The 20,883-nt window shown below is 50.3% G+C and carries 27 protein-coding genes; 2 read left to right on the top strand and 25 right to left on the bottom strand.

What is annotated here, in order from left to right; all coding sequences use genetic code 11:
• The 4 genes from E4L36_RS17030 to glp form a co-directional block, all read right to left on the bottom strand.
• Entirely contained in the window at positions 1-252 is a 252-nt protein-coding gene (locus tag E4L36_RS17030; protein ID WP_136681592.1) for a MoaD/ThiS family protein, read from the bottom strand.
• A complete protein-coding gene (moaC, locus tag E4L36_RS17035; RefSeq protein WP_136681593.1) occupies positions 249-737 on the bottom strand; it encodes a cyclic pyranopterin monophosphate synthase MoaC in 489 nt (162 codons plus the stop codon). The genes E4L36_RS17030 and moaC overlap by 4 nt, the downstream gene beginning before the upstream one ends.
• Positions 738-1,853, bottom strand: a complete 1,116-nt coding sequence (locus tag E4L36_RS17040) for a 1-acyl-sn-glycerol-3-phosphate acyltransferase (RefSeq protein ID WP_136681594.1) — start codon at positions 1,851-1,853, stop codon at positions 738-740.
• Positions 1,854-1,916: 63 nt separating this feature from the next.
• Positions 1,917-3,131: a gephyrin-like molybdotransferase Glp gene (glp, locus tag E4L36_RS17045; RefSeq protein ID WP_206064609.1), complete on the bottom strand. Its 1,215-nt coding sequence runs from the start codon at positions 3,129-3,131 to the stop codon at positions 1,917-1,919.
• Between the two features lie 76 nt (positions 3,132-3,207).
• On the opposite strand from glp, the gene E4L36_RS17050 reads away from it, so the two are divergent.
• Positions 3,208-3,594, top strand: a complete 387-nt coding sequence (locus E4L36_RS17050; protein ID WP_136681595.1) for a SirB2 family protein — start codon at positions 3,208-3,210, stop codon at positions 3,592-3,594.
• Here the strand turns inward: E4L36_RS17050 and rfbD are convergent.
• The 5 genes from rfbD to ssb form a co-directional block, all read right to left on the bottom strand.
• Positions 3,591-4,535 carry a dTDP-4-dehydrorhamnose reductase gene (gene rfbD, locus E4L36_RS17055; protein WP_127695147.1) on the bottom strand — a complete coding sequence of 315 codons (945 nt, stop codon included), beginning with the start codon at positions 4,533-4,535 and terminating at the stop codon, positions 3,591-3,593. The two genes, E4L36_RS17050 and rfbD, sit on opposite strands and share 4 nt — an antisense overlap.
• A gap of 93 nt (positions 4,536-4,628) precedes the next feature.
• Positions 4,629-5,363, bottom strand: coding sequence for a 3'-5' exonuclease (locus tag E4L36_RS17060; RefSeq protein WP_136681596.1), 735 nt, complete (start codon positions 5,361-5,363; stop codon positions 4,629-4,631).
• 4 nt (positions 5,364-5,367) lie between these two features.
• Positions 5,368-7,278 carry a putative nucleotidyltransferase substrate binding domain-containing protein gene (locus tag E4L36_RS17065; RefSeq protein ID WP_136681597.1) on the bottom strand — a complete coding sequence of 637 codons (1,911 nt, stop codon included), beginning with the start codon at positions 7,276-7,278 and terminating at the stop codon, positions 5,368-5,370.
• 33 nt (positions 7,279-7,311) lie between these two features.
• Positions 7,312-8,943: a BCCT family transporter gene (locus E4L36_RS17070; protein WP_136681598.1), complete on the bottom strand. Its 1,632-nt coding sequence runs from the start codon at positions 8,941-8,943 to the stop codon at positions 7,312-7,314.
• Between the two features lie 111 nt (positions 8,944-9,054).
• Complete coding sequence (gene ssb / locus E4L36_RS17075; protein WP_136681599.1) at positions 9,055-9,618, bottom strand: single-stranded DNA-binding protein; 564 nt, start codon at positions 9,616-9,618, stop codon at positions 9,055-9,057.
• Positions 9,619-9,755: 137 nt separating this feature from the next.
• Between ssb and uvrA the strand changes: the two genes are divergently transcribed.
• Positions 9,756-12,590, top strand: a complete 2,835-nt coding sequence (gene uvrA, locus E4L36_RS17080) for an excinuclease ABC subunit UvrA (RefSeq protein ID WP_136681600.1) — start codon at positions 9,756-9,758, stop codon at positions 12,588-12,590.
• Between the two features lie 66 nt (positions 12,591-12,656).
• On the opposite strand, the gene rplQ is transcribed toward uvrA, so the two are convergent.
• From rplQ to rplX, 16 genes are all read right to left on the bottom strand, one after another.
• On the bottom strand, positions 12,657-13,043 hold the full coding sequence (gene rplQ, locus E4L36_RS17085) for a 50S ribosomal protein L17 (RefSeq protein WP_127695135.1): 387 nt from the start codon (positions 13,041-13,043) through the stop codon (positions 12,657-12,659).
• Positions 13,044-13,082: 39 nt separating this feature from the next.
• Complete coding sequence (rpoA, locus tag E4L36_RS17090; protein ID WP_127695133.1) at positions 13,083-14,087, bottom strand: DNA-directed RNA polymerase subunit alpha; 1,005 nt, start codon at positions 14,085-14,087, stop codon at positions 13,083-13,085.
• Positions 14,088-14,113: 26 nt separating this feature from the next.
• Positions 14,114-14,734, bottom strand: a complete 621-nt coding sequence (gene rpsD, locus E4L36_RS17095) for a 30S ribosomal protein S4 (RefSeq protein WP_127695131.1) — start codon at positions 14,732-14,734, stop codon at positions 14,114-14,116.
• 15 nt (positions 14,735-14,749) lie between these two features.
• Positions 14,750-15,139, bottom strand: a complete 390-nt coding sequence (gene rpsK, locus E4L36_RS17100) for a 30S ribosomal protein S11 (protein WP_127695129.1) — start codon at positions 15,137-15,139, stop codon at positions 14,750-14,752.
• Between the two features lie 25 nt (positions 15,140-15,164).
• Positions 15,165-15,521, bottom strand: a complete 357-nt coding sequence (gene rpsM / locus E4L36_RS17105; RefSeq protein WP_127695127.1) for a 30S ribosomal protein S13 — start codon at positions 15,519-15,521, stop codon at positions 15,165-15,167.
• A 129-nt stretch (positions 15,522-15,650) separates the two neighbouring features.
• Positions 15,651-15,767, bottom strand: a complete 117-nt coding sequence (gene rpmJ / locus E4L36_RS17110; RefSeq protein WP_007021200.1) for a 50S ribosomal protein L36 — start codon at positions 15,765-15,767, stop codon at positions 15,651-15,653.
• Between the two features lie 18 nt (positions 15,768-15,785).
• The gene (gene secY, locus E4L36_RS17115; RefSeq protein WP_127695125.1) at positions 15,786-17,114 is read right to left on the bottom strand and encodes a preprotein translocase subunit SecY; all 1,329 of its coding nucleotides are present in this window, start codon (positions 17,112-17,114) and stop codon (positions 15,786-15,788) included.
• Complete coding sequence (gene rplO / locus E4L36_RS17120) at positions 17,115-17,549, bottom strand: 50S ribosomal protein L15 (RefSeq protein WP_127695123.1); 435 nt, start codon at positions 17,547-17,549, stop codon at positions 17,115-17,117.
• A 14-nt stretch (positions 17,550-17,563) separates the two neighbouring features.
• Positions 17,564-17,746 carry a 50S ribosomal protein L30 gene (rpmD, locus tag E4L36_RS17125; RefSeq protein ID WP_127695121.1) on the bottom strand — a complete coding sequence of 61 codons (183 nt, stop codon included), beginning with the start codon at positions 17,744-17,746 and terminating at the stop codon, positions 17,564-17,566.
• A 6-nt stretch (positions 17,747-17,752) separates the two neighbouring features.
• Entirely contained in the window at positions 17,753-18,253 is a 501-nt protein-coding gene (gene rpsE, locus E4L36_RS17130; RefSeq protein WP_127695119.1) for a 30S ribosomal protein S5, read from the bottom strand.
• 11 nt (positions 18,254-18,264) lie between these two features.
• Positions 18,265-18,615: a 50S ribosomal protein L18 gene (rplR, locus tag E4L36_RS17135; protein ID WP_127695117.1), complete on the bottom strand. Its 351-nt coding sequence runs from the start codon at positions 18,613-18,615 to the stop codon at positions 18,265-18,267.
• A gap of 9 nt (positions 18,616-18,624) precedes the next feature.
• Entirely contained in the window at positions 18,625-19,158 is a 534-nt protein-coding gene (gene rplF, locus E4L36_RS17140) for a 50S ribosomal protein L6 (protein ID WP_127695115.1), read from the bottom strand.
• A 9-nt stretch (positions 19,159-19,167) separates the two neighbouring features.
• A complete protein-coding gene (gene rpsH, locus E4L36_RS17145; RefSeq protein WP_127695113.1) occupies positions 19,168-19,560 on the bottom strand; it encodes a 30S ribosomal protein S8 in 393 nt (130 codons plus the stop codon).
• 81 nt (positions 19,561-19,641) lie between these two features.
• Complete coding sequence (gene rpsN, locus E4L36_RS17150) at positions 19,642-19,947, bottom strand: 30S ribosomal protein S14 (protein WP_127695111.1); 306 nt, start codon at positions 19,945-19,947, stop codon at positions 19,642-19,644.
• An 11-nt stretch (positions 19,948-19,958) separates the two neighbouring features.
• A complete protein-coding gene (gene rplE, locus E4L36_RS17155) occupies positions 19,959-20,498 on the bottom strand; it encodes a 50S ribosomal protein L5 (RefSeq protein ID WP_127695109.1) in 540 nt (179 codons plus the stop codon).
• Positions 20,499-20,510: 12 nt separating this feature from the next.
• Complete coding sequence (rplX, locus tag E4L36_RS17160; protein WP_127695107.1) at positions 20,511-20,828, bottom strand: 50S ribosomal protein L24; 318 nt, start codon at positions 20,826-20,828, stop codon at positions 20,511-20,513.
• Positions 20,829-20,883: the final 55 nt, after the last annotated feature.

The following is a 20,883-nucleotide window of genomic DNA, read 5'->3' on the forward strand; positions in this document are numbered from 1 at the left end:
CTATCCACCTGTCACTGGCGGAAAGACCGCCACTTCATCACTGTCATTAACCTTATCGGTGCGCGCTGCCATCTCCTGATTGATAGCCACCAGCAGATTGGCATCAGCGAACAGATTGGCGGCGTTCTCACCAAGCTCCTGAGCCACTAGCGTTAACAGCTCATCAACCGTTATTCCACCGCAATGCGCTACCTGATATTTACTGCGGCCTAACTGCTCACGCACGCTCGCAAAAAAAACTAGCTGAATCATGCTGACACCTCATCAGCCTGCCAGTCACCGCTTTTACCGCCACGCTTTTCCAATAACTGTACGGCTTTAATCACCATGCCTTTATCAACCGCTTTACACATATCATAGAGCGTCAGCGCACTCACCGATGCTGCTGTCAGCGCCTCCATCTCAACACCGGTTTGGCCGGCAAGGCGGCAGAAGCTCACAATATGCACCTGTGCATTTTTCTCGTCAGCTTCAAACTCGATGCTCACTTTGCTGAGCATGAGTGGGTGACATAGAGGGATCAAATCACTCGTCCGCTTTGCCGCTTGAATACCCGCGATGCGCGCAACCGAGAGTACATCACCCTTCTTGTGCCCACCCTCTAGAATCAGTTTTAGCGTCTCAGGCTTCATTGCCACGGTCGCTTTTGCACGCGCTTCACGCGTCGTCACAGCTTTCTCAGAGACATCTACCATCTGAGCTTGGCCGTGATCATCAATGTGGGTTAGCTTTGCCATTTAGCTGTTCGCCTTTTGCTGATTGATGACCGGATAAGCATACATCTGCTTTAAGATCTCAGCTTCACGTTCCGAGAGACCTTCCAAACGGTTCTTAAATTGCTCCGCTTGCTCATCTGTACTCGTGTTATCAACACCTGCCGCCAGCTGATTACTAACATGGAGGTGATAGTTAGCATGAATCTGCCGATCAATCGCCTCTGCCAACGCCTCTGGCGTTTCGAACGACTCAGTAATCACCTCACCAAAGTGCACGTGAACTGCCCCCTTAAAGCCGGTAATGCCTTTCACGATACTATTGATGTCTTCATGCTGCGCTTTTTCGTAAGCTCCCGTCTCCTCAAGAGAGGCCAGCTCGCGCGCCTTAGCGCGATCACAGGGGTCGTACTCATATGCGATCGAAACCGGCACAATATTGAGCTTCTTCACCACATCAGCAAAACTGCCCTTTTTGCGCTGGCTCATATAGAGCATCTTTAGCAACGCTGGATCAGTGCGATCATTACCATCCTTCGCGCGGCCTTCACGCTGGGCAATCCAGATCGAGTCGCCCTGTTCAATACTGTGGTTAATGTAAGAGGATAACTGAGTCACCGCGGTCATCATCTCGCGTCCTTTGGCCGAGCGATTCACAATGAAACTTTTATTTAAACGCATCAGATCAGATACGTAGGGCTTACTCAGCAGGTTATCGCCAATCGCAATGCGTACCGTGTTCATCTTGCACTGATACAGTACCCAGTTCACGAATGCAGGATCCATCGCGATATCACGATGGTTGGAGATAAACAGGTAAGCCTCATCAGGATCAAGCTCTTCAACCCCAGTGCAACTGAGCTTGGTGGTGGAGCGAGCGATCATCTTGGCCATGTACTTGGCAACAGTCGCCTGAAACTGCTGAATACTCTGGATATCGCCAAACTCACGCGCTAGGGCGATACGCACAACAGGCTTTAGCCACTTCACTAACCACTTAGGCAGCGACGGGAACTGATATTGCGCTATCGCACTGATAAGCTCATCATCATAAAGCAGGTTATTTAACACCTGCTCTACCTCAGAGTCGTTGTAGGGGCGAATCTCTTTATAGGGATCAGTATTTACAGTGTCGGTCATGAAGTCGGCCAAGCTGGAAAAAACCGCTATTTTACCTGCATCTACCCAATAGCTCTACGCAGATTAATTGAGAAGCTCAGAAAACGGAATAAATTCAACTAGATCTCCCATTGCCACCGTCTGATGGGGATAAACCACCACAAGCCCATTCGCCCAAGACGCTGAAGACAGCATACCGGAGCTTTGGTTTTGGTGGATATTAACGACACCGTTTTCATAACGTGCTCGCATATACTCCTCACGCGAGCCGGCACTGCTGCGCTCAAAACCCGCCGCAACGGATAGACGCAGCGGAGGCTCTATATGCGCCCCCTGCATTTTCAGTAAAAAGGGCCGCACGAAAAGCGTAAACGTGATGAGACTGGAGGCAGGGTTCCCAGGTAGGCCGAAGAAAGGTATCTGCTTTACATGACCAAATGCCAGCGGCTTACCGGGTTTGATGCGCATACGCCACAGCTGCAACGCGCCCAACGCTTCAACAGCAGCTTTGACGTAGTCTTCCTCTCCCACGGAAACACCCCCAGTACTGAGGATACAGTCAGCCTGCTCTGCCGCGCGCTCCAGCGCATCCGTCGTCGCCGCAAGATCATCTTGAACGCGGCCAATATTCACGACCTCGCAGCCCAGCTTAGCCAGCAATGTGGTTAAGACAAAACGGTTGGAGTTATAAATTTTACCAGCACCTAACGATGAACCTGGCTCAACCAACTCGTCTCCTGTTGAGATGATCGCAACTTTAATTGGCCGATAAACTCGCACGCTATCGATCCCTGTGGAGGCAAGCAAACCAATATCGGCAGGCTGTAACCGGCGCCCTTTATATACGACCTCTGCACCCAGTGCGATATCTTGCCCTTTGGGACGCACATTGCTGCCAGCACTGATCGGGCCACTGAACGCTACGTGCCCATCTGCCTCAGTGGCATTCTCTTGGATCACAACAGCGTCAGCTCCTGCTGGCATTTCAGCCCCCGTAAAAATACGGGCGGCCGTGCCTGGCTCAAGCGGCAATGGCGCACTACCGGCCGGTATACGTTGCGATATAGGCACTGTCGTCGCTGGGTTTTGGCAGTCTTGGCTACTGACGGCATAGCCATCCATACTGCTATTATCAGCCGGTGGGACAGCCACAGGCGAGGTCGGAGACTCAGCCAGCACACGAGCAACAGCCTGCTCGAGATAAACCGTTTCTGTTTCTGGTGCCGCTGGTGCACTGGCAAGAATTTGCGTAAGCGCCTCTGCCACCGGCATCAACGCGTGCTGACCCGAGTAACCCATGACTCTCTCCTTATCTGACTTGCACACCTAATAGGTTGCGCGTTTAATACGCAAAACCTTAATAGGAGTCTATGTTATGGCTGAACTCTACCCGATGCTTAAGCATCTTCACTTGACCGCAGTCGGCTTAAGTCTGTTGCTCTTTGTGAGCCGCGGAATCGGCATGCTGCATAACGCCCAATGGATCTCAAAAAAAGTATTTCGCATCCTTCCCCATGTAATCGATACGATACTGCTAGTGAGCGCTATTGGCCTAACCATTACCTTGAGCCAATATCCATTTCAAGCAGATTGGGTCACCGCTAAACTCATCGCGCTGTTCGCCTATATCGGTCTTGGCGTTATAGCACTGCGCCGCGGTAAGACAAAAACTGTGCGCACACTCGCCTTTATCGCTGCACTTGCCGTTGTTGGATATATTTTAGCGGTTGCGATCACACACTCAGCGACACCTTGGGCTTAACTAGCTTTGTCCTGCAAAGCGGTTGCCTCATCTGGCTGATAAATTGCCCGCATCACTGCGGGCAACTCATTACGCCAAGGGCGCTGCCGGATGCCAAAATGCGCCAAAATCTTTTTACACTTCAGTACCGACGACGCAGGCCGCTCCGCCTCGGAGTTAAGCTCGGTTTTCGAGACCGGTACAATCTTTTCAGCGCGCAGTGCTTCATACTGGCGTGCAGCCGCTAAAATCGCCTCCGTGAAGCGATATCGCGTGGTGACTTCAGCGCCGCAGTAGTGATAGGTTCCCCAGGAATCAGCACCATTTTGAAGCTGCTGAATCATCGCTAAAATGACTCGCGCCACATCCGCTGAAGAGGTAGGACAACCCTGCCGATCATCCGCCGCTTCAATCTCTGATGCTGTCCGTGCTTTGGTCAATGTTCGTAATAGATGGTTATCACCTCGATCACTAAAGACCCAGCTCACACGCAAAATAATATGACGCGAGCAAAACTGGCGAATCAGTTGCTCGCCCTGATATTTACTGTCACCAAAAACACCGAGTGGGGAAACATCATCACCTTCGGCATAACCGCTGGCATAGTGGCCATCAAAAACGTGATCAGTGGAGAGGTGAATAAGCGGGATGGACAGCTCACCGCAGATATCCGCGAGGTTCTTTACCCCATCACGGTTAACGCGATAGCACAGTTCAGGGTTTTGCTCCGCGGCATCAACACGATTAAAAGCAGCGGTATTGATGAGGTAGTCAGGCATCAGCTCATCGATCACGCGACGTACCGTTTCAGGTTGCGTGATATCCAGCTTGGCTTGATCCAGTGCAATCAGCTTAAAATGCTTATCTTTGGCAGCCAAAGCCACTAAGTCTTGTGCAACTTGGCTATCACCACCTGTGACTACAATCGTAATCGTTTCTGCGTCAACCCACTCTTTCATCATGCACTAACATACACCCTGTTGTTTTCACTCCATGATGCACAGCAGCGCGGCCAAATACAAGCGTATGATTACACGAGAAAATCCCTTTCAGCGCTATTCCCAGAGGTCACGTAGCAGCGCTTCATCACCGATGTGGTGCTGCACTTGCGCAATAAAGAGCTCAGCAGCAGCTACTGCATCTAGGGTCGCGTGATGAGCCGTGTAATGGGGAAGATGATAACGCTGTCGACAGTCGGGTAAACGCAGTGACAGTGGCTTGCGACCCCATATCGCTTGCCACCAACTAACAGGGCGCTTGGCACAGATGACCCGTTCCTGAGCCATCGTATCAATCACTGGAAACAGTAAGCGCTGCCCAGTTAAGCGCTCAAGCGCAGCACCAAGAAACTGCTGCTCCACACTCTTGCAATGGACAATAGCAACTTTGCCCTCTAGCGCATCCAGCACTTCGCCAATAATCGACCCAAGCCGCGGTGCTTGGCGCACTTCTGAGTGCGTAATGCCATGGATAACAATCGCCTCCTCCTGCAAAGGTGTACGCGGGCGTACCACCCAATTCCGTGAGGCGCTGCAACGTATTCGCTGCAACGTAAACGGCACCATACCCACACTGACAATATCATCTACTTCAACCGATAAGCCTGTTGTTTCTAAATCCAAAGCAACAAACTCTAGCTCGGCCAGCTTACTATCTGGCGCCGGTAAACCCGCTTGAAAAAAGCGCTTTAGCCGACGATCCTGTGCCGCATCCGCTTGCCGCTGATAGATCGCCGGCCAATCTAAACGCGGCGCAACGGGCGTAGTATCTTTCAAACTGCGATATAACATCGTCCTAATTGGCTCGGTTTGGCTGGTAACGGAACGTCAGGTACTTTTGCGCATCGCTAACAATTTGAAAGGCATCTTTGAGATTACGCCGCTCGAAGTTTGATAGGTTCTCCGGCTCAATATTGTTATCAGGTGGAATTTCTTTCTCTAAATCTAGCTTTTGATGGCGAATGCGTACCAAGGCGATAAACTCCAGTGCTCCCTTGATATCTTCACCGCGTCCGGGAGGCAGAATATTTGCCTCAACAATATCGTCCAAGCGCTCAAACGAATTGCGCGACGAAGACCCAATGGCCAAAGCGTGGACACGAATAAGATCCACTAGCGGCGCGGTTCCGCGGCGCTTTAGATTGATAGAGTTTTTATGCTCGCCATCCTGCTCCAACACAAACGTGCGGAAGAATCCCAATGGTGGTGTGCGTAACAGTGCATTGCGCGCCATACTGGCCAGAAAGCGCTGGCTGCGCTTCGCACGCCGCGCGACCAGCGAATTCAGCTGATCGGCCCATTCGGTTCGGCCATAAACCCCATCAAGATCGAAGAAAATAGAGCTATCCAACAATGAGCGCGGCGTCGGATTATCGATCCAGTCACAAAAGCGCACTTCCCACTCCGCTTGCGTCATACGCCAAACGGGGTTTGTAGCCATAATGCCACCGGTACACAGCGCATAGCCACACGCCGCTAACCCGTGGCATACGTATTCAGCTAGCTGCTCAAAGTACGAATCATGTTGTTGGGGGTCATAGCTATTATCAAGAATCAGCGCGTTATCCTGATCGGTCACAATCAGTTGCTCATCGCGTGCCATGGAGCCGAGCGCTAAAAAGCAGAACTCAATCGGTGGCTCGCCCAGCGTTTCGATCGCCAGTTCAATCAACCGTTGCTTGAAAGTCCGCCCGATAATCGCCATGGCAGTACCGATCATCTGCGAGTTTGCATCTTCATTAACTAAGCGTACAAAACTACTGTTGACTTCATCACGTAACGCAACCAACCCCTCCAACGTGGTTTGGTGCAGAATATTACTCACGATAAAGAGACTGCTTTGGGATTCGTGGCGAACAATATCCGCCAGATTAATCACACCCAGTGGACGGCCTTTTTTGAGTACAGGTAGGTGGTAGACGTGAGACCGCAACATCGTCATCATCGCCTCAAACACGAAGTCATCACTATTGATGGTGACCACGCTCTGTGACATCACCTCATCAATGGCCGTTTCATAACTTAGTCCCTGCGCAATGATGCGCTCACGCAGATCACGATCGGTTAGAATACCGCGGATATAATGTGGACCGGCCTCTAAGTCAGGGACTAGCTGGTCATCATCTGCGTCATCGGTAACCGGCTCTAACACTAACAACGACGAGACCTGCTCTTCACACATCAGCTGTGCGGCTTGCTGCACGCTCGCACTGCTAAGCAACGTAACCGGCTCACGGCCAATCAAGCTACTCACTTTAGAGGTCATCAGGGGGCTACTTTTCTCCTGCCGCGAGACAACCTGCAGCAACCGGGTGCTATCTTCAACCGCGAAAAAGTCGGCAAACTCCTCCTCACGATCAAGCATCTCACGGAACACCGCGCCGGAGATGTAGTAGATCAATGTATCCTCTAAGGCACAGACTGGGTAGCGCACATGGCGATTCACCAACAACCCCTGATAGCCAAACACGCCGCCTTGGCTTAGCCGATTGTATAACTCACCATTTTTCCGAAAGACCTCGACCGCCCCGCTGCGCACACAGCAAAGATCATTGATCGCATCACCTAGGGAGAGAATCTGCGTTCCGGCTTTGAAATAACCGATCTCTACAGACCCAACCACCTCTTCGAGCGAGGCGGCTGAGAGCAAACTAAACGGAGCGATCGTACTCAGAAATTGGTAGATCTCAACCTGTTCGCTTTGCATATCTCCCCCGTAACAGCGCTATGGCGCTCGGTATTAAACCGAGCGCGGTTCCGATGCAAGACCTTTCAGTACCGCAACGGTGGCAATCAATAGAATAATGGTGAACGGCAACCCGGTGGAGACGGCCATCGCCTGCAAAGAAGCCAAACCACCGCCTAAAATCAGGGCGATCGCCACCATGCCTTCAAAGCTACACCAGAAGACACGCTGCGCTTTTGGCGCATCAATTTTGCCGCCTGCTGCGATTGCATCAATCACCAACGAGCCTGAGTCCGAAGAGGTCACGAAAAAGACCACCACTAGAATAATCGCGATCAGTGATGTGATGCCCGAAAGCGGCAACGCATCCAGCATGTAGAACAGTTTTAGTGGCAGATCAGCGCCCACAACCGCTTCATAGCCTTGGCTCACCAACTGATCGATGGCGGTACCACCAAACGCTGTCATCCAGAGAACGCACGCCAGCGATGGCACAATCAGTACCGAAATTAGAAACTCCCGGACCGTACGACCACGAGAAACACGCGCGATAAACATGCCCACAAATGGCGACCAAGAGATCCACCATGCCCAGTAGAATGCTGTCCAGCCCGAGGCAAAGTTAACATCTTCACGCCCAAACGGCATGGCGAGCTGCGGCAGGTACTCCACATATGCTCCCAGATTGGTGAAGAAGCCAGATAAAATCATCCACGTTGGGCCTACCACAATGACAAAGAGCAACAACAGAATCGCCAAGGTCATATTGATCTCTGACAGGCGCTTAACACCAGCGTCCAACCCAGCGACCACAGACACCAGCGCTGCCGCTGTGATTAAAATCACGAGGATAATATCCGTCGTTGCGCCCATTGGAATACCGAATAGATAGTTCAAACCGGCACTCGCCTGAGATGCACCAAACCCGAGCGATGTCGCTAAACCAAATAGCGTTGCAAAGATCGCTAGAATATCGATGATGTGGCCAGGCCACCCCCAGATACGCTCGCCCAGCAAAGGGTAGAAAATCGAGCGCATCGTCAGCGGCAATTGCTTGTTAAACGAGAAGACCGCTAAGCCGAGCGCTAAGATGGCATAGATAGCCCAAGGGTGCAGCCCCCAATGGTAGATCGTAGCCGCCATACCAAGCCGAGTTGCTTCTGCTGCATCGCCCGCTGCAGCCCCCAGTGGCGCCCAGTCAGTACGGATACCATCGGCGACACTGGTGCCGCCGAAAGAGCTCGCATAATGGGACATTGGCTCTGATACACCGAAGAACATCAGACCAATACCCATTCCTGCCGCGAATAGCATGGAGAACCAGCCGAGGTAGGAGTAATCAGGCGTAGCTTCTGTGCCGCCAATTCTGACCCGCCCCAATGGCGATACAATCAAGCCCAAGCAAACGAGCACAAAAATGTTACCTGCGCTCATAAAGAACCAATCTAAGTTCGTAGTAAGCCACGTGCGCATACCGCTGAACAAGGGCGCCACTTGGTTTTGAAACGCCAAGGTAAGAAAAACAAACGCTACAACGGTGAGACCGGCGATCAAAAAGACACGGTTATGGATATCGAGCCCGAACGGGCCAATTTGGAGCGCGACATTGTCTTGCCCTACTTGGTAATCGGTATCTATCGGATTAGCTTTACCATCCGGCGTCTGGAGATTGCTTTCATCAGACATGGAGCCTCCTTAACAGTTATAAATCACTGCACGCAAAAGTCGCGCGCTACACTTAAGACAAAAAAGCCCCTACGTAGAGGGGCCCTTTTTGGATGAAGAATCAAACGTTCATTAGAACGGAATATCATCATCAAAATCATCGAAATTAGGTGCAGATTGAGGCTGAGCCTGCGGCGCTTGCTGCTGCGGTGCCTGCTGTTGCTGCATCGGCTGTTGCTGCATCGGCTGTTGCTGAGGTGCCATCGATTGCTGCTGTTGCGGCGCTTGCTGGCGCTGTTGCGGCATACCATAGCCAGGATCTTGGCTGTAGCCGCTATTATCATTGCCACCGCGGCCGCCAAGCATCTGCATTTGACCATTAATATCAACCACAATCTCAGTGGTATAACGGTCGTTGCCGCTCTGATCTTGCCACTTACGCGTTCGTAGCGCGCCCTCAATATAAACTTGCGAGCCTTTGCGTAAGTATTCACCTGCCACTTCTGCCAAACGACCAAAAAAGACAACACGATGCCACTCTGTACGTTCTTGCTGTTGACCCGTCTGCTTGTCTTTCCATGAATCCGTAGTTGCAATAGTGACGTTGGTCACAGCATTGCCATTTGGCATGTAACGAACTTCAGGATCACCACCTAAATTACCCACTAGAATGACTTTGTTAACGCCACGTGCCATGAACTTTTTGCCTCGCTCTAACTTTATAAAACAGGTATATACCTGAGATCGCACTTTAATTGATCAAGGATAACATAGCCCATCCCCAGCCTGTACCTTATAATTCGGAACTTTTGCGGAACAGCAACGGGGATAACATGGACACCATTCTGGTTCGGGGTGCGCGCACGCATAACCTCAAGAATATCGACCTAGACATTCCACGAGACAAGCTGGTTGTGATTACCGGCCTATCTGGGTCGGGTAAGTCATCACTGGCTTTTGATACGCTATATGCTGAAGGCCAGCGCCGGTATGTGGAATCGCTTTCTACTTACGCGCGCCAATTCTTATCGATGATGGAAAAGCCGGATATCGATCATATCGAAGGGCTATCTCCCGCCATCTCTATCGAGCAAAAATCAACATCGCACAACCCCCGCTCCACCGTTGGCACAATCACCGAAGTCTATGACTATCTGCGCCTGCTGTTTGCTCGTGCGGGCGAACCACGCTGCCCCGACCACAACCTGCCGCTAGCGGCTCAAACTGTTAGCCAAATGGTGGATCAAGTGCTGGCACTTCCAGAGGGCAGCAAACTGATGCTGCTCGCGCCCGTTGTAGAAGGACGCAAAGGCGAGCATCTGCATATTATCCAAGAGATGCGTAAACAGGGCTTCGTGCGCGCGCGTGTCGATGGCATTGTTTGCGATGTAGACAGCATCCCAGAGCTGGACAAAAAGAAAAAACACACGATTGAGGTTGTCGTTGACCGTTTTAAAGTCCGTGGCGATTTACAGCTGCGTTTGGCCGAGTCATTCGAAACTGCGCTCAATCTTACAGACGGCATCGCCCGCGTGGCTGACATGGATGGCGAGAAAGAGGACATGGTGTTCTCGGCGCGGTTTGCGTGCCCCCAGTGCGGGCACAGCATCCAAGAACTAGAACCCCGGCTTTTCTCATTCAACAATCCACATGGCGCGTGTGCTAGCTGCGATGGTCTCGGTATCAAACAGTTTTTTGACCCAGCAAAGGTGGTGCACGACCCTTCATTGACGCTATCCGAGGGTGCTATCAAAGGCTGGGATCGCCGTGCGCTTTACTACTTCCAGCAACTTAAGGCAGTGGCAGAGCACTTTGGTTTTGATATTGATACCCCGTTTAATCAACTGACCGAACAGCAGCAGGCACTGATTCTTGAAGGAAGCGGTGGTGAAGAGGTACCGTTTGTTTACATCAATGATCGTGGCGATCGTGTAACTCGCTCTCATCCTTTTGAGGGCGTATTAAACAACCTCCAACGCCGCTACAAAGAGACTGAGTCCGATATGGTGCGCGAGGACTTAGCCAAGTACCTCAATATGCAGCCATGCCCGTCTTGTCACGGCAGCCGCCTCCGTCGTGAAGCCCGCCATGTCTTTATCGATGAGCATTCGCTCCCCGATCTTGTAAAAATGCCAATCGCGGAGGGACTAGCGTACTTTGACCAGCTGACCCTGCCCGGCAAACGGGGCGAGATCGCAGAGAAGATTCTTAAAGAGATTCGCGAGCGCTTAACATTTTTGGTTAACGTCGGGCTAGATTACCTATCGCTTGATCGCAAAGCGGATACCCTATCAGGTGGCGAAGCCCAGCGTATTCGCCTAGCCAGCCAAATTGGCGCAGGCTTAGTGGGGGTCATGTATATTCTTGATGAGCCTTCTATCGGGTTACATCAGCGTGACAATGAACGCCTCCTCAACACTCTGGAGCACCTGCGTGACCTCGGCAACACCGTGCTGGTCGTTGAGCATGATGAAGATGCTATTCGTTTAGCCGATTACGTCATCGATATCGGCCCAGGTGCAGGTGTACACGGCGGTGAAGTTGTCGCCAGCGGCACGCCTGACCAAGTTATGAGTAACAAAGGCTCCCTCACTGGACAATACCTGAGCGGCGCGCGAGCCATCGAAATACCAGAGGAGCGAACCGCTCCAGTAGAAAACAAAAACTTAGTCTTACGCGGTGCAACTGGCAACAACCTGCAAAACGTCACACTAGAACTTCCAGTCGGGCTGATGACGTGTGTTACGGGCGTTTCAGGCTCTGGAAAATCGACTCTCATCAACTCAACACTTTACCCCATTGCAGCAACTGCGTTGAATAAAGCAACGACGCTAACTCCAGCACCCTATGAAGCCATTGAAGGGCTGCAACACTTTGATAAGGTGATTGATATCGACCAGAGCCCGATCGGCCGAACGCCACGTTCAAACCCAGCTACCTATACTGGAATCTTCACGCCGATACGTGAGCTATTGGCTGGCACACAGGAAGCTCGTTCGCGAGGCTACAAGCCGGGGCGCTTCAGCTTTAACGTCAAAGGCGGACGTTGCGAAGCCTGCCAAGGTGATGGCGTCATTAAAGTCGAGATGCACTTCCTAGCCGACATCTACGTGCCTTGCGATGTGTGTAAGGGTAAGCGCTATAACCGAGAAACCCTCGAGATCAAATATAAGGGCAAAAATATCGACGAGATGCTCGGGATGACAATAGAGGAAGCACGAGAGTTCTTCGATGCGATCCCTGCCCTCGCCCGTCGCTTACAGACACTCATCGATGTGGGACTCTCCTACATCAAGCTTGGTCAAGCAGCCACTACCCTCTCTGGTGGTGAAGCTCAGCGGGTAAAACTAGCTAAAGAGCTCTCCAAGCGCGATACCGGCAAGACCCTCTATATCCTTGATGAACCTACAACAGGTTTGCACTTTCACGACATCGCACAGCTTCTCGGCGTACTCAGCCGCTTACGTGATCATGGGAATACTGTCGTCATCATCGAGCACAATCTAGATGTGATAAAAACTGCGGACTGGATCGTAGACCTCGGACCTGAAGGTGGGGTCAAGGGAGGTGAGATATTGGTAGCAGGCACACCTGAACAGGTCGCAGACTGCGAACGATCACATACAGGCCGTTTCCTCGCGCCGATGCTCAGAAACAGCAACTATTGATATGATTCTGGAGTTTTTCAGGCACAAAAAAGCCCGGCTAAGCCGGGCTTTTTAATATACAGAAAATTAATCTTCTGCTACTTCTTCAGCTGCAACCGGACGGTCAACCAGCTCAACATAAGCCATTGGCGCGTTATCGCCTGGACGGTTACCACATTTCAAAATGCGGATGTAACCACCTGGACGGTTCGCATAGCGAGGGCCCAGCTCGTTGAACAATTTACCCACAGCTTCTTTGCTACGAGTACGGCTGAATGCCAAACGGCGATTAGCAACCGAGTCTTCTTTCGCCAGAGTAATCAGCGGCTCAGCAACGCGACGAAGTTCCTTTGCTTTCGGCAAAGTAGTTCGGATAAGCTCGTGTTCGAACAGGCTGTTAGCCATGTTTTTGAACATTGCTTTACGGTGAGAGCTGTTACGATTCAGTTGGCGACCAGATTTACGATGACGCATTGTAAATTCCTTACCAATTTGATCAATTAAAACCGCATCTTACGATGCGATTTTATCGTCGTTCTTCAGGCTAGCCGGTGGCCAGTTCTCTAAACGCATGCCCAAAGACAAACCTTTGGACGCTAGTACGTCTTTGATCTCTGTCAGCGACTTCTTACCCAGATTTGGTGTCTTAAGCAACTCAACTTCTGTCCGCTGGATCAAATCACCGATGTAGTAAATTTGCTCAGCTTTCAGACAGTTAGCGGAACGAACCGTCAATTCCAAATCATCGACTGGGCGCAACAGAATCGGATCTACTTCCGGCTCAGCTGGCTCGTCTTTAGCCTGGTCTGCAGCATCCTCAAGATCAACAAATACAGACAGTTGATGTTGAAGGATTGTCGCTGCACGACGGATACACTCTTCTGGATCGATCGTACCGTTTGACTCGATATCAATGACTAGCTTATCAAGGTCAGTACGTTGCTCTACACGAGCACTTTCGACAACATAAGAAACACGGCGTACCGGGCTATAAGTCGCGTCCAACTGAAGACGACCAATAGCACGAGTTTCATCTTCGTCACTTAGGCGCGAATCAGCAGGAACATAACCGCGACCGCGAGTTACTTTCAGCTGCATGTTCAGAGTAGCGCCAGAGTTCAGGTGACAGATCACGTGATCTGGGTTTGCAACGTCGACATCCTGATTTAACTGGATATCCCCAGCAGTCACAGCACCGGAGCCTGTTTTGCTCAGCGTCAAAGTTGCCTCATCACCGTTGTGCAGTGCGATAGCGACGCCTTTAAGGTTGAGCAGGATTTCGATTACGTCTTCCTGCACGCCTTCAATAGTGCTGTACTCATGCAAAACGCCTTCAATCTCAACCTCGGTTACAGCACAACCTGGCATAGAGGAGAGAAGAATACGGCGAAGCGCATTACCCAATGTGTGACCGAAACCACGCTCGAGTGGCTCCAAAGTCACTTTAGCACGAGTATTACTGATCTCCTGAACGTCAATATGACGAGGACTCAGAAACTCATTTACAGAACGCTGCATAGTTCCACCAATCAAGAGTTCATGAATTACTTAGAGTACAGCTCTACGATCAGCTGCTCATTAATATCAGCGGATAGCTCGCTACGCTCAGGAACAGCTTTAAATTCGCCTTCCATTTTGCCAGCGTCAACAGCAACCCACTCGATAGGAGCGCGCTGAGAAGCCAATTCCAATGCGTTCTTAACACGCAACTGAGTCTTAGCTTTTTCACGAACTGCGACCACATCACCCGCTTTCACTTGGTAGGAAGGAATGTTAACAACCTGACCGTTAATAGTGATTTGACGGTGTGACACGATCTGACGAGCTTCAGCGCGAGTCGCACCAAAACCCATACGATATACCACGTTGTCAAGACGCGTCTCTAGCAACTGAAGCAGGTTCTCACCTGTTGAGCCAGTGCGACGAGCCGCTTCTTTGTAGTAGTTACGGAACTGACGTTCCAGTACACCGTAGATACGACGTACTTTTTGTTTCTCACGAAGCTGTAGACCGTAATCGGACAGACGACCTCGACGAGCACCGTGTACACCAGGAACAGTTTCAGCTTTACACTTACTGTCCAGGGCACGAACGCCGCTCTTCAAGAATAGGTCTGTACCTTCACGGCGGGACAGCTTGCACTTTGGTCCAAGATATCTAGCCATTATACCGTCTCCAGTTTATACACGACGTTTCTTCGGCGGACGACAACCATTGTGTGGGATTGGCGTCACGTCAGTAATGTTTGTAATTTTGTAGCCGCATCCATTCAGCGCACGAACTGCGGATTCACGACCTGGTCCTGGACCTTTTACAAACACATCGAGATTTTTCAAACCATATTCCAAAGCAGCCTGACCAGCACGCTCTGCAGCTACCTGAGCAGCAAATGGCGTACTTTTACGGGAACCACGGAAGCCGGAGCCTCCAGAAGTCGCCCAAGACAGTGCATTACCTTGGCGATCGGTAATGGTGATAATTGTATTGTTAAAAGAAGCGTGAATATGAGCGAACCCATCTACGACTTGCTTTTTAACTTTTTTACGTGTGCGATTGCCTGGCTTAGCCATATTGGAAATTCCTATCGCTTAACACTTATTTACGGATCGGCTTACGCGGACCTTTACGCGTACGCGCGTTGGTCTTACTACGCTGTCCACGAACCGGCAGATTACGACGGTGACGGATTCCACGGAAACAACCGAGGTCCATGAGACGTTTGATACTCATAGACACTTCACGGCGTAGGTCACCTTCGACAGTAAACTTGCCAACTTCTCCACGAACTACATCGAGTTGCTCTTCAGTCAACTCAGAAATCTTTGTGGCTTCAGCGATATTCGCAGCTTCACAAATTTTCTTTGCTGTAGTGCGGCCAATCCCATAAATGTAAGTCAGAGAAATAACCGCATGCTTATTGTCAGGAATATTGACGCCAGCTATACGAGCCATTCAACTTACTCCATCTAACTATGCTCAATCATGCATGAGCTTATGTTCTATATGCCATAGAAGGCGCGCAATTATACGCTTTGATCAAAAATAAATCAAGCGCGCACCTTCCTCTATGAAGTCAGGTTCTTAACCCTGACGTTGTTTGTGGCGAGGTTCCACCTTGCAGATCACACGAACGGAACCATTGCGACGAACAATCTTGCAGTTACGGCAAATCTTTTTAACAGATGCACGTACCTTCATGATCCACTCCTAGGGCGCTCAGCGCATAAAGCCAGCGCCGCCACCTTTGAGATTTGATTTTTTCATCAGAGATTCGTACTGGTGGGACATCAAGTGCGACTGCACCTGAGCCATGAAGTCCATTACGACCACGACAACAATCAACAGCGAAGTACCACCAAAGTAAAACGGCACATTCCACGCTACGACCAAGAACTGAGGCATCAATGATACAGCTGTAATATACAGCGCACCAAATAATGTTAGACGCCCTAGAACGGAATCAATGTAGCGAGCTGACTGCTCACCCGGACGGATACCCGGGATAAACGCCCCTGATTTCTTAAGATTATCTGCCACTTCACGCGGATTAAACATAATCGCTGTGTAAAAATAGCAGAAGAAAATAATCGCTGCTGCGAATAGGATAATATAAAGCGGCTGACCTGGACCCAGCGCCAAAGCTACGTCCTGAAGCCACTCCATACCTTCACTCTGACCAAACCACTGACCAACAGATGCTGGAAATAGCAGGATACTTGAAGCGAAGATTGGAGGAATAACACCCGCCATATTAACCTTCAGAGGTAAATGACTAGACTGAGCTGCAAAAACCTGACGACCCTGCTGACGCTTCGCGTAGTTAATGGTAATACGGCGTTGACCGCGTTCCATGAACACTACAAACCCAACAGTTGCCACCGCTAAGACAGCTATAGCCAATAGCGCAAGTATATTCAGGTCACCTTGGCGAGCAGCCTCGAAAGACTGCCCAATTGCACTAGGCAAACCTGCAACAATACCCGCAAAGATAAGGATGGAGATACCATTACCAATACCACGCTCCGTTACCTGCTCCCCTAACCACATAAGGAAAACAGCGCCTGCTACAAGGGTAACAACAGCAACGAAATAGAAACTTGCGCCAGCTGAGAATGCAACGCCCTGGTTAGCCAAGCCCACCGCCATACCAAATGACTGAACCGTGGCCAACACAACAGTGCCGTAACGTGTGTATTGATTTATCTTGCGTCGACCAGCCTCACCCTCTTTTTTCAGTTGTTCCAACTGCGGACTCACTACCGTCATCAACTGCATAATAATAGATGCAGAGATGTAGGGCATGATACCTAATGCGAGAATACTCATACGCTCCAGTGCACCACCGGAAAACATATTGAATAGACTCAAGATGGTACCCTGATTCTGATCAAACAACGCGGCCAAACGATCTGGGTTGATGCCCGGTACCGGGATATGAGCCCCGATACGGTATACAATGATCGCCAACAAAACGAATCGCAGTCGAGACCAAAGCTCGCCTAATCCGCTTTGATTGCCGGTTGGTATTGTTCCTTGCTTAGCCATTTACGCCTCGACTTTGCCGCCTGCAGCTTCGATTGCAGCTAACGCACCTTTAGTAACGCGAAGGCCTTTAACGTTTACTGCTTTGTTGATTTCGCCAGACAAAATTACTTTTGCCGACTTAATCTCTTCAGAGATGATATCCGCAGCTTTCAACGCTGCTAGATCGATCACTTCAGACTCAACTTTAGCCAACTCGTTCAAACGAATCTCTGCAACGAAGCGAGCTTTGCGGGACGTGAAGCCAAACTTAGGCAGACGACGCTGCAATGGCATTTGACCGCCTTCAAAACCCGGTTTTACAGAACCGCCAGAGCGGGACTTTTGGCCTTTATGACCACGACCACCTGTTTTACCAATACCTGAACCGATACCGCGACCAACGCGTTTCGCAGCAGGTTTGGAGCCGGCAGCCGGACTTAGAGTGTTCAGACGCATGTGACGAACTCCCCTTACTCGCCTTCTACACGAACCATGTAGTTGACTTTGTTGATCATACCACGCACAGAAGGAGTATCTTCTACTTCAACTGTGTGCCCGATACGGCGCAGACCCAGGCCTTTCACACAAAGCTTGTGATTTGGCAGTGTAGAAATTGGGCTGCGAACCAGTGTAACTTTCAAAGTCTTAGCCATGTTCGATTACCCCAAAATCTCTTCAACAGTCTTGCCACGCTTAGCAGCAACGTCTTCTGGAGCACGCATCTCTTGCAAACCTTTAACTGTTGCGCGAACAACGTTAACTGGGTTTGTAGAGCCGTAGCACTTCGCCAAAACGTTGTGGACACCAGCGATTTCCAATACTGCACGCATCGCACCACCGGCGATAACACCAGTACCTTGAGAAGCAGGCTGCATATAGACTTTCGATGATCCGTGACGAGCTTTTACTGGGTACTGCAAAGTATCACCATTTAGCTCAACGCGAACCATGTTACGACGTGCTTGTTCCATAGCCTTCTGAATAGCTACAGGCACTTCACGCGCTTTACCACGGCCAAAGCCAACACGACCTTTACCGTCACCAACTACAGTCAATGCTGTAAATGCGAAAATACGACCGCCTTTTACAACTTTAGCTACACGGTTCACTTGAACCAGCTTTTCCTGCAGTTCACCATCTTTTTGTTCGTGATTTGACATCATCGACCCCTTTAGAATTCCAGGCCGCCTTCACGGGCTGCGTCAGCTAAAGCTTTCACACGACCATGGTATTTAAAACCAGAGCGGTCGAAAGCAACCTTCGTGATACCTGCTTCTTTAGCACGCTCTGCAATAAGAGCGCCTACTTTACCTGCAGCCTCAACATTACCCGTCGCACCAGCGCGTAGCGCTTGCTCTACAGTTGACGCAGATGCCAATACTTGGCCACCGTCGACTGAAATCAATTGAGCGTAAATGTGACGAGGTGTGCGGTTAACGCACAGGCGCGCAGCACCGAGTTCACGCATTTTCAGGCGAGCACGGCGTGAGCGACGAATACGAGCTTGTTTCTTAGCGTTCATAACCCTGCCTTACTTCTTCTTAGCCTCTTTACGACGAACGTATTCGTCGGCATAACGTACACCCTTACCTTTATAAGGCTCTGGTGGACGGAAAGCGCGAATCTCTGCTGCTACCTGACCAACACGCTGTTTGTCCGCGCCGCGGATAACCACTGTAGTCTGGTTAGGAGTTTCTGCAGATACGCCTTCAGGCAATTCATAATCGATTGGGTGTGAAAAACCCAGCGTCAGGTTCAACGTACTACCTTTTGCAGCTGCACGATAACCAACACCTTGCAAAAGAAGGGTTTTCTCGAAGCCTGTAGCTACACCAACAACCATGTTGTTTACTAAAGAACGAGCTGTACCGGACATAGCACGAGCGATTTTAGAGCCATCGCGTGCGCCGAAAGTGACTTCGTTACCTTCCTGCTTAACTTCTACAGAAGTGTGCAGATCGATAGATAGCTGACCGTTCTTACCCTTAACACTGACGAGCTGTCCGTCGAGTTTCAACTCAACATCAGCAGGTACTACTACGGGATTTTTTGCTATACGAGACATGAAACCCCCTTAGAATACCGTGCAAACAACTTCGCCGCCGATACCAGCAGCGCGTGCAGCGCGATCAGTCATAAGGCCTTTAGACGTGGAAACAATTGCCACACCCAGACCACCTGCAACAGACGGTAGGTCCGAAGCGCCTTTGTAGATACGAAGACCTGGGCGACTAACGCGCTTAATTTCTTCGATTACCGGCTTACCATCGAAGTATTTCAGCTCGACTGTAAGCAATGGCTTACCTTCACCTTCTACATTGTAGCCAGTGATGTAACCTTCGCTTTTCAGTACTTCTGCCACTGAAACCTTCATTTTGGAAGACGGCATAGATACGGCTGTTTTCTCAGCCATATGACCATTACGGATACGTGTAAACATATCCGCTAGTGTGTCTTGCATACTCATGCGTTTAACTTCCTCAATTGTGCAGCACGATGCGGTAGCTAACTAGCCCAGACCATCGTGCTTACCGTTCAACAAACTGTTTTACCAGCTTGCCTTCTTAAGACCCGGAACATCACCGCGCATAGCCGCTTCACGCAACTTGTTACGGCACAGGCCAAACTTGCGGTAAACCGCATGTGGACGACCTGTCAGCTGACAACGACGCTGCTGACGAACAGGGTTAGCGTCACGCGGCAATTTCTGCAGCGCAACTTGAGCATCCCAGCGCTCTTCGTCGCTAGATGCTGGGTTCTTAATGATCGCTTTCAACTGAGCACGTTTCTCAGCAAATTTAGCAACCGCTTTTGCGCGCTTGTCTTCACGCGCCTTCATAGATGACTTAGCCATTATCTAATCCCTTACTTTTTGAACGGGAAGCCTAGTGCAGCCAACAGCGCACGGCCTTCGTCATTAGTCTGAGCAGTAGTCGTGATAGTGATATCTAGACCACGCAGCTTATCAACCTTGTCGTACTCGATTTCAGGGAAGATAATTTGCTCTTTAACGCCCATGCTGTAGTTACCACGGCCGTCAAAAGATTTAGGATTCAAACCACGGAAGTCGCGAATACGAGGAATAGATACATCAACCAGACGATCTAAGAATTCCCACATGCGCTCGCCACGTAGAGTAACTTTACAACCGATTGGCCAACCTTCACGTACTTTAAAGCCCGCGATAGATTTGCGCGCCAAAGTAACCACAGGTTTTTGGCCGGCGATTGCAGTCATATCATTAACAGCATTTTCCAGCTGCTTCTTGTCGCCCAACGCTTCACCGACACCCATATTTAGAGTGATCTTTGTGATGCGTGGTACAGCCATTACGTTCGGGCTTTGCAACTCTTCTTTCAAAGACTGCTTAACTTCGTTTGCGTAAAGTGCTTTCAATCTTGACATGGTATCCGCTCCTTATTTACCGACGACTTCGCCGTTAGATTTGAAGAAGCGAACTTTGGTGCCGTCTTCAAGAGTCTTGAAGCCTACACGGTCACCTTTACCCGTAGCAGGGTTAAAGATCGCCACGTTAGAAGTAGCAATACCTGCTTCCTTCTCAACGATACCACCTGGCTTGCCTAGCATCGGGTTTGGCTTAGTGTGTTTTTTAACCATGTTGATGCCAGAAACGATCAAACGATCGTCAGTAAGTACGCGTAATACTTTGCCGCGCTTACCTTTATCTTTACCTGCGATGACGATCACTTCATCGTCACGTTTAATCTTGCGCATAATATACCTATATCGCTTCCTACTACCCTCTCATGCTCAAAAACGCCACCCCCTC

This window comes from Neptunomonas sp. XY-337 (assembly GCF_004959845.1).
Classification (GTDB): domain Bacteria; phylum Pseudomonadota; class Gammaproteobacteria; order Pseudomonadales; family Balneatricaceae; genus Neptunomonas; species Neptunomonas marina.